A 3,950-nucleotide genomic window follows, 5' to 3' on the forward strand; every position below is an offset into this window, starting at 1 on the left:
ACCAGGTCGAAGAGCGCGCGAAAAAAGGACTGTCGATCATGATCGCCCCGGAAGGCACCCGGGTGGACACCACGGAGGTGGGCCCGTTCAAGAAAGGGCCATTCCGCATCGCGATGGCAGCCGGTATCCCGATCGTGCCGATCGTGATCCGCAACGCTGAGATCATCGCCGCCCGCAACTCCACCACGATGAATCCGGGCACGGTCGATGTCGCTGTATTTCCGCCGATTCCGGTGGACGACTGGACAGTCGATGAACTTCCGGACCGCATCGCCGAAGTACGCCAACTGTATCTGGACACGTTGGCCAACTGGCCGGTCGACAAGCTACCCGAGGTCGCGCTCTACAAGCATGCCAAGAAGAGGCCCGCGGCGAAGGCCAAGGCGGGGGCGAAGACGACGCAGCCGAAAAAGCAAGCGGCCAAATCTAATCCGCAGGCACGCGGTGCGACGACACCAGCTGCCCGGCGCCAAACAGCTGAGGCTCAACCGCGGACAGCTCGGCCGAAAGGACGACCGTGACGACATCGGCTGCCGACACCGGCACATTCACCACAACCGACGACACGTTGGTGTTGGCGTCGGTGTCCTCGTCCGTCGAGGGCGAACTGCTCAAGGAATGGCTGGAGCGACAGCGGAAGCGGCACCCCGAGACGAAGATCGACGTGCTGCGGCTGCCGCCCCGAAATCCGCCTCCGGCGACGCTGGCCCAACTCGTCGAGCAGCTCGAGGTCGACGAGGATCGTTCGATTGTGCCGGTCCGGGTGTTCTGGCTACCGCCCGCGGAGGGGGGTCCGCTGAGCAAGGTGACCGGGCTGGTCCCTGGCTGGGACCCTTACCACCCAAGTGAACGCCAGCAACGGCGCATTCTGCGCAGCGATCCCCGCCGGGCGCGCGTATTGGCCGGCGAGTCGGCCAAGATCTCAGAACTTCGTCAGCAGTGGCGCGACACTACCGTCGGCGACAATCCCCGCGAGTTCGCCCATTTCGTTACCCGTCGCGCCATTTTGGCGATGGAGCGTGTTGCCTACCGGCTACTGGGACCGGAGTACAAGTCACCGCGGCTGGTGAAGCCAGAAATGTTGGTGTCGGCCCGTTTTCGGGCCGGGCTGGAGAAAATCCCCGGGGCCACGCTCGAGGAGGCCGGCAAGATCCTCGACGAGATGGCCACCGGCTGGAGCCGGGTCTCCGTCGACATCTCCGGCGCCCTTGGCAGGCTGCTCATTCGGGGGTTCGATCCCGAAATCGACTACGACCAGTATCAGGTCGCGGCGATGCGCACCGCGCTTCAGTCCCATCCCGCCGTGCTGCTGTGGTCGCACCGGTCGAACCTCGACAGCGCCGTGCTGACAGTTGCGCTGCAAGAGAACGGCTTGCCGAGGGCCCATGTGTTCGGCGGGATCAACATGGCGTTCGGATTCATGGGACCGCTGATGCGCCGCTCCGGAGTCATCTTTATCCGGCGCAAGATCGGCGACGATCAGCTGTACAAGTACGTGCTCAAGGAATACGTCGGCTACCTGGTCGAAAAACGGTTCAACTTGAGCTGGTCCATCGAGGGCACCAGATCACGCACCGGAAAAATGTTGCCGCCCAAGATGGGTCTGATGAGTTATGTGGCCGACGCTTATCTGGATGGACGCAGCGACGATATCCTGCTGCAGCCGATCTCGATCAGCTTCGACCAGCTGCATGAGATCGCCGAGTACGCTGCCTACGCTCGCGGCGCAGAGAAAAGACCCGAGGGCGTCGGCTGGCTGTACAACTACGTCAAAGCCCAAGGCGAACGCAACTACGGCAAGATCTACGTCCGCTTCCCCGAAGCGGTGTCCATGCGCGAGTGCCTGGGTCCTCCAAACGGACCGATAGCTCTAGACCAAGCCGCCAAAAGGCTTGCCCTGCAAAAGATGACGTTCGAGGTGGCTTGGCGGATCTTGCAGGCGACGCCGGTGAACGCGACCGGGCTGGTGTCGGCGCTGCTGCTCACCACCCATGGGATGGCGTTGACACTCGGCCAGCTGCACCGAACGCTGCAAGATTCTTTGGACTATCTCGAACGCAAACACACCCCGATGTCGACGAGCGCGCTGCGGCTTCGGACGCCGGAGGGTGTGCGGGCGGCAGTGGATGCATTGTCCAACGGCCATCCGGTCACCCGCGTCGACGGCGGACGAGAACCCGTGTGGCGCATTGCGCCGGAGCATGAGCACGCGGCGGCTTTCTACCGCAATTCGGTGATACATGCGTTCCTGGAGACCTCGATCGTCGAACTCGCGCTCGCGCATGCCAGGCATGCCGAGGGCGATCGGTTACAGGCGTTCTGGGACCAGACGATGCGGCTTCGCGACTTGCTGAAATTCGATTTCTACTTTGCCGATTCCGCGGCGTTTCGGGACAACATCGCCGAAGAGATGGCGTGGCATCAGGATTGGGAGGCCCACGTCGCGGCGGGCGGTGACGAGATCGACGCGATCCTGTACGCGAAGCGACCGCTGATATCGGATGCGATGCTGCGGGTGTTCTTCGAGTCGTACGAAATCGTCGCCGATGTATTGCGCGATGCGCCAGCGGAGATCGGCGCCAACGAGTTGACACAGCTGGCGCTGGGCGTCGGACGGCAATACGTCGCACAGGGACGAGTCAGCAGCAGCGAACCGGTGTCCACACTGCTGTTCGCAACTGCGCGCCAAGTCGCCGCCGACCAGCACCTGCTCGAACCCGCATCGGATCTCGCCGAACGACGGACCGCATTCCGGCAGGAGCTGCGGGATATCCTTCGTGATTTCAACCACGTCGCGCAGATCGCGCGCAACCGCTTCATCGCTCGCGAGCTCGAGGCGCGGCAGGCGCAACAGGCCGGTAGCCGATCTCGCTGAGACGGTCCTCGGAATTCGGCCCGAACATGCGCCATACGCTGTACCTATGACGGATGCCCCGCAACCGGGCCAGCGGCGCGCGGTGGTGTGGCCGCTGCTCATCGGGGTTGCGGTGCTGGCCGGCTGCACGGCCGCCGGAATAGCAGCGTTGTCGCTTGCCGCCGCGCTGACCGCCACCGGGTTGCCCGATCCGGGTCCGGTCACCACCCTGGGCCTGCCATTCGTGCGAGCCGCCGGTGAGGTGGCGGCGGTGCTGGCCGTCGGGTCGTTTCTGTTCGCCACATTCTTTGTCCCCCCGCAACACAACGGGGTGCTCGACGTCGCTGGGTACCGTGCGCTTCGGATCGGCACGGTGGCGTCGGCGGTGTGGGCGGTGTGCGCCGCGTTGCTGGTGCCGCTGACGATTTCGGATGTCTCGGGGCAGCCGGTCGGCCGTCATCTCAACCCGGTGGCGTTGTGGTCGTTGGCGAGCCTGGTCAACACCGCAGCCGCATGGCGATGGACCGCGGTTTTGGCCGCAGCGGTGATGCTGGCGAGCCTGACGGTGCTGCGCTGGTCGTGGACGCCGCTGTTGCTGGTCGGCTCGGTGGTGACGTTGATTCCGCTCGGGCTGACGGGGCATTCGTCGGCCGGCGGTTCACATGATCTGGCCACCAACAGCCTGCTGATCCACCTCGTCGCCGCCAGTCTGTGGGCCGGTGGCCTGCTGGCACTGCTGGTGCACGCGATCCGTGGGGGCGAACATGCGGCTCTGGCGGCGCGGCGGTTCTCCGCCGTCGCGTTGTGGTGCTTTGTCGCGATGGCGCTCAGCGGTGTGGTCAACGCCGTGGTGCGGGTACTGCCGGCCGACCTGCTGACTACGGCCTACGGCCGGCTGGTGATCGCCAAGGTCGTCGCGCTGTGCCTGCTTGGCGTGGCCGGCTGGCGGCAGCGCCGTACCGGAGTTGCTGCGCTGCAAGGCCACTCGGGCTCGCGGCGCGCCCTGCTCCGACTGGCGCTGATCGAGGCCATCGTATTCGGCGTGACGTTCGGCGTTGCCGTGGGGCTGGGCCGTACCCCACCGCCACCGCCACCG

The 3,950-nt window shown here is 65.2% G+C and carries 3 protein-coding genes; all 3 read left to right on the forward strand.

The window, feature by feature from the left end; all coding sequences use genetic code 11:
* Positions 1-521 (forward strand): lysophospholipid acyltransferase family protein (locus VFA16_RS22545; RefSeq protein WP_324969971.1); only part of this gene is annotated, 521 nt, incomplete at its 5' end.
* Positions 518-2,875 carry a glycerol-3-phosphate 1-O-acyltransferase gene (locus VFA16_RS22550; RefSeq protein ID WP_324969972.1) on the forward strand — a complete coding sequence of 786 codons (2,358 nt, stop codon included), beginning with the start codon at positions 518-520 and terminating at the stop codon, positions 2,873-2,875. The genes VFA16_RS22545 and VFA16_RS22550, both read left to right, overlap by 4 nt.
* Before the next feature lie 46 nt (positions 2,876-2,921).
* Positions 2,922-3,950: copper resistance D family protein (locus VFA16_RS22555; protein WP_324969973.1), on the forward strand; the 1,029-nt coding region annotated here is incomplete at its 3' end.

This window comes from Mycobacterium sp., assembly GCF_035653355.1.
In the GTDB taxonomy this organism is placed as follows: Bacteria; Actinomycetota; Actinomycetes; order Mycobacteriales; family Mycobacteriaceae; genus Mycobacterium.